The organism is Nocardia sp. CC201C (genome assembly GCF_030010695.1).
Classification (GTDB): domain Bacteria; phylum Actinomycetota; class Actinomycetes; order Mycobacteriales; family Mycobacteriaceae; genus Nocardia; species Nocardia otitidiscaviarum.
Genome location: NZ_JASCXP010000499.1, coordinates 1 through 4,713 on the forward strand (window position 1 = coordinate 1; position 4,713 = coordinate 4,713).

Here is a 4,713-nt window from a genome sequence, read left to right on the forward strand (position 1 = left end):
GGCATCCTCAGGGTAACCATCCGGCGCGGGCGAGCGGCATCCCCGCCTTCCCGCCAGCGGGGAGGTGAGCGTTCAGGCGGTGGCCGCCGCCTGCTCCCGCCGCAATTCCAGGGCGATGTCGACGAGCTGATCCTCCTGGCCGCCGACCAGCTTGCGCTGTCCCGCGCGCACCAGCATCTCGGCGGCGGAGACGCCGTAGCGCTCGGCCTGCCGCTCCGCGTGGCGCAGGAACGACGAGTAGACGCCCGCGTACCCCATCATGAGCGCCTGCCGGTCGAGCAGGCATTCCGCGGGCATGGCCGGGCGGACCACATCCTCGGCCGCGTCGGTGACGGCGAAGAAGTCCACACCGGTCTTGATGCCGAGCTTGTCGCAGACGCCGATGAACGCCTCCACCGGCAGATTGCCCGCGCCCGCGCCGAAACGCCGTGCGGAGCCGTCGATCTGGGTGGCCCCGGCACGCACCGCGTACACCGAGTTCGCCACGGCCAGGCCCAGGTTCTCGTGACCGTGGAAGCCGACCTGGGCGTCGTCACCGAGTTCGGCGACCAGCGCCGCCACCCGGTCGGTGACCTGCTCCAGCACCAGCGCGCCGGCGGAGTCCACAACGTACACGCACTGACAGCCCGCGTCGGCCATGATGCGGCCCTGCTTGGCCAGCATCTCCGGGGTGGTGCTGTGCGCCATCATGAGAAAGCCGACGGTCTCCAGGCCGAGTTCCCGTGCCAGCCCGAAGTGTTGGATCGACACGTCGGCCTCGGTGCAGTGGGTGGCGATGCGGCAGATGCTCGCGCCGTTGTCCTGCGAGATCTTGATGTCCTCCTTGACGCCGACGCCCGGCAGCATCAGGAAGGCGATCTTGGCGCGCTGCGCCGTATCGGCGGCGGCCTTGATCAGTTCCTGCTCCGGGGTTTTGGAGAACCCGTAGTTGAACGAGGAGCCGCCCAGGCCGTCACCGTGGGTGACCTCGATGACCGGCACCCCCGACGCGTCCAGGGCGGCGACGATATCGCGCACCTCGGTGACGGTGAACTGGTGGCGCTTGTGATGTGAACCGTCCCGCAGCGAGGTGTCGGTGACGCGCACGTCGAGTTCGCCCGAGTAGGGCTTGAACACGTTGTCCATGATGAAATCTCCTTACACCCGCGCCGAGAGGATCTGATCGGCCACGACCTCGCCCACCCGAGTGGCGGCGGCGGTCATGATGTCGAGGTTGCCCGCGTACGGCGGCAGGAAGTCGCCCGCGCCCTCCACCTCCACGAAGATCGACACCTTCGCCATGCCACCGGAAACCAGCGACGGCTCGTCGAACTGCGGTTCGTTCAGCAGCCGGTACCCGGGCACGTACTCCTGGATGGACTTCTCCATGGCGTGGATGGATTCGGCGATGGCGTCGCGGTCGGCGTCCTCGGGAATCGCGCAGAAGATGGTGTCGCGCATGATCATCGGCGGTTCGGCCGGGTTCAGGATGATGATGGCCTTGCCGCGCTTGGCCCCACCGATGGTCTCCACACCCTTGGAGGTGGTCTTGGTGAACTCGTCGATATTGGCGCGGGTGCCGGGACCGGCCGACACCGAGGACACCGACGCCACGATCTCGGCGTATTCCACCGGCACCACGCGGGATACGGCCGCCACCATGGGAATGGTGGCCTGCCCGCCGCAGGTGATCATATTGACGTTCGGGGCCTCCACCAGCGAGTCCAGATTCACCGGCGGGATCACGGCCGGGCCGACCGCGGCGGGGGTGAGGTCGACGGCGCGGATTCCGGCCGCCTCGTACTTGGGCGCGTAGGCGCGGTGCACGTACGCCGAGGTGGCCTCGAAGAGCAGATCGGGTTTGTCGGGCAGGGCGAGCAGCCAGTCCGCGCCCTCGGCCGAGGTCTCCAGGCCCAGTCCGCGGGCCCGCTTCAGGCCCTCGGAGTCCGGGTCGATGCCGATCATCCAGCGCGGCTCGATCTTCTCCGAGCGCAGCAGTTTGTACAGCAGATCGGTGCTGATATTGCCGGATCCGACGATCGCGGCGGTGACCTTGTTCGCAGTCACGGCAGTTCTCCTAGCTGAAACGCAGACGGACGGAACCGAGTCCGGCGAACTCGGCGGTGAAGTCGTCGCCCGGGCGGGCGTCGATGGCGCGGGTGCAGGAACCGGGCAGCACGATGTCCCCCTTCTTCAAACGCACCCCGAACGAGGCGACCTTGCGCGCCAGCCACGCCACCGCGATGGTCGGATCGCCGAGCACGGCATCGCTGCGCCCCTCGGCAACCACCTCGCCATTGCGGGTGAGCACGGCGTCGATCTTCTTGATATCCAACTGATCCGGGGCGACCCGCTGCGGACCCAGCACCCAGCCCGCCGAGGAGGCGTTGTCGGCGATGGTGTCGCACAGGCCGATCTTCCACTCCTTGATGCGGGTGTCGATCAGTTCGATGGCGGGTGCGTAGGCGACGGTCGCCGCCAGCACGTCGGCTTCGGTGCAGTCCTCGCCCGGCAGGTCGGCGCCCAGCACGAATCCCACCTCGACCTCCACCCGCGGGTACAGGTATTTCGAGGTGTCGACCGGAATGTCTTCGAACACTTCCATTTCCGCGAGCAGATGACCGTAGTCGGGTTCGTCCACGCCCATCATCTGCTGCATGGCCTTGGAGGAGAGCCCGACCTTGTGACCGATCACACGTGCGCCGCCGCCGACCCGCTGCCGGATATTGATGAGCTGGATCTCGTACGCGTCGACGACGTCGATGTCCGCATACCGTGCCACCAGCGGATCGAGCGGCACCCGATCCCGTTCGGCGACCGCGAGTTCTTCTGCCAGTTCCTTCCGTACCGCGTCGGACAGCACGCTTGTTTCCTTCCATCGAGGGTCAGGCCGTTGACCCGGGCCGTACCGAGCATAGGAACTGAAACGAGTTTCGTATCGGGGTTTCGCCCCGAGAGTCCCAGCTGCCAGACCAAGATAGACCAAACCTGGTTTGATTCTATAACGTGTTCTACATGAACGATCCGGTTAGTAGCGAGCACAGCTACGACGTGGTGGTGGTCGGCAGCGGAGCCGCCGGAATGACCGCCGCGCTCACCGCCGCCCACCACGGGCTGCGTGCGGTGCTCATCGAGAAGGCACCCCACTACGGCGGATCCACCGCACGCTCGGGTGGAGGCGTGTGGATTCCCGGCAACAAGGCGCTGAAAGCCGCCGGACGCCCCGACGACCGCGAGGAAGCCCGCACCTACCTGCACAGCATCATCGGCGACGCGGTGCCCGCGGACCGGATCGACACCTACATCGACCGCGGCGCGGAAGCCTTCGACTTCGTGCTCGACCACACCCCGCTGAAGATGAAGTGGGTGCCCGGCTACTCCGACTACTACCCGGAGGCACCCGGCGGCCGAGGCGAGGGCCGCTCCTGCGAACCCGCGCCGTTCAATGCCAAGATCCTCGGCGAGGAGCGCTTCACACTGGAGCCGCCCTACGCCAAGGCCCCGCTCAATGTCGTGGTCATGCAGGCCGACTTCGTGCGGCTGAACCTCATCCGCCGCCACCCCAAGGGCATCATGCGCGCCATGCGGGTCGGCGCGCGCACCTATCTCGCCAAATGGACCGGCAAGCACATCCTCGGCATGGGGCAGGCGATCATCGCCGCCATGCGCAAGGGGCTCATGGACGCGAACGTGCCGGTATTGCTCGAGACCCCGATGACCAAGCTCGTCGTGGAGGACGGCCGGGTCGTGGGCGTGGAGGCGCTGCGCGACGGCAAGCCCGTCGTCTTCCGCGCCCGCCACGGCGTGGTGCTGGGCAGCGGCGGCTTCGAGCACAACGCCGAGATGCGCACCAAGTACCAGCGCCAGCCCATCGGCACCGAATGGACCACCGGCGCGGCGGCCAATACCGGCGACGGCATCATCGCCGGGATGGAGGCCGGGGGCGCGGTGGACTTCATGGAGGACGCCTGGTGGGGGCCGACCATCTTCAAGGGCGGCAAGCCGTGGTTCGCGCTGGCCGAGCGGAATCTGCCCGGCACCATCATGGTCAACGCCGACGGCAAGCGATTCGGAAATGAGTCCGCTCCTTACGTCGAGGCCGTGCACACCATGTACGGCGGCGAATACGGGCAGGGTGACGGTCCGGGCGAGAACATCCCCGCCTGGCTGGTCTTCGATCAGCGCTACCGCAACCGCTACATCTTCGCCGGATTGCAGCCTGGTCAGCGGATTCCGTCCCGCTGGATGGAAAACGACAACATCGTCAAGGCCGACACCCTCGCGGAACTGGCCGACAAGATCGGGGTGCCCGCGGCGAATCTGACCGCCACCGTGGAACGGTTCAACTCGTTCGCCGAAACCGGGGTGGACGAGGATTTCGGGCGCGGCAAGAGCCACTACGACCGGTACTACGGTGACCCCACCGTGAAGCCGAACCCGTGCCTGGCGGCGCTGGTGCAAGGGCCCTTCTACGCGGCCAAGATGGTGCCCGGCGACCTCGGCACCAAGGGCGGGCTCGTCGCCGACACCGCCGGGCGCGTGCTGCGCGAGGACGGCACCGTGATCGAGGGCCTCTACGCCTCCGGCAACAGCGCCACCCCCGCCATGGGCCACACCTACGCCGGGCCCGGCGCGACCATCGGCCCGGCCATCACCTTCGCCTACCTGGCCGTCCTCGATATCGCCGCCAAGGCGAAGCGGAGCGAGGCCGCCGAAGCGTCCTGAACCGTCCCA

The 4,713-nt window shown here is 67.5% G+C and carries 4 protein-coding genes; 1 reads left to right on the plus strand and 3 read right to left on the minus strand.

Annotation, left to right across the window (positions count from 1 at the left end; genetic code table 11):
* Positions 1-72: 72 nt before the first annotated feature.
* From dmpG to QK444_RS32645, 3 genes are read right to left on the minus strand one after another with little or no spacing between them, the layout of a single operon-like run.
* The gene (dmpG, locus tag QK444_RS32635; RefSeq protein ID WP_282785910.1) at positions 73-1,125 is read right to left on the minus strand and encodes a 4-hydroxy-2-oxovalerate aldolase; all 1,053 of its coding nucleotides are present in this window, start codon (positions 1,123-1,125) and stop codon (positions 73-75) included.
* 12 nt (positions 1,126-1,137) lie between these two features.
* Positions 1,138-2,046 carry an acetaldehyde dehydrogenase (acetylating) gene (locus tag QK444_RS32640; RefSeq protein WP_029925318.1) on the minus strand — a complete coding sequence of 303 codons (909 nt, stop codon included), beginning with the start codon at positions 2,044-2,046 and terminating at the stop codon, positions 1,138-1,140.
* Between the two features lie 10 nt (positions 2,047-2,056).
* On the minus strand, positions 2,057-2,842 hold the full coding sequence (locus QK444_RS32645; RefSeq protein ID WP_039809030.1) for a 2-keto-4-pentenoate hydratase: 786 nt from the start codon (positions 2,840-2,842) through the stop codon (positions 2,057-2,059).
* A gap of 152 nt (positions 2,843-2,994) precedes the next feature.
* On the opposite strand from QK444_RS32645, the gene kstD reads away from it, so the two are divergent.
* Positions 2,995-4,704, plus strand: a complete 1,710-nt coding sequence (kstD, locus tag QK444_RS32650; RefSeq protein WP_282785911.1) for a 3-oxosteroid 1-dehydrogenase — start codon at positions 2,995-2,997, stop codon at positions 4,702-4,704.
* The last annotated feature ends 9 nt before the right edge of the window (positions 4,705-4,713 follow it).

Bases quoted from the DNA above. Each gene is read 5' to 3' on its own strand.
- dmpG (WP_282785910.1), bottom strand. From the start codon at position 1,125: ATGGACAACGTGTTCAAGCCCTACTCGGGCGAACTCGACGTGCGCGTC.
- kstD (WP_282785911.1), top strand. From the start codon at position 2,995: ATGAACGATCCGGTTAGTAGCGAGCACAGCTACGACGTGGTGGTGGTC.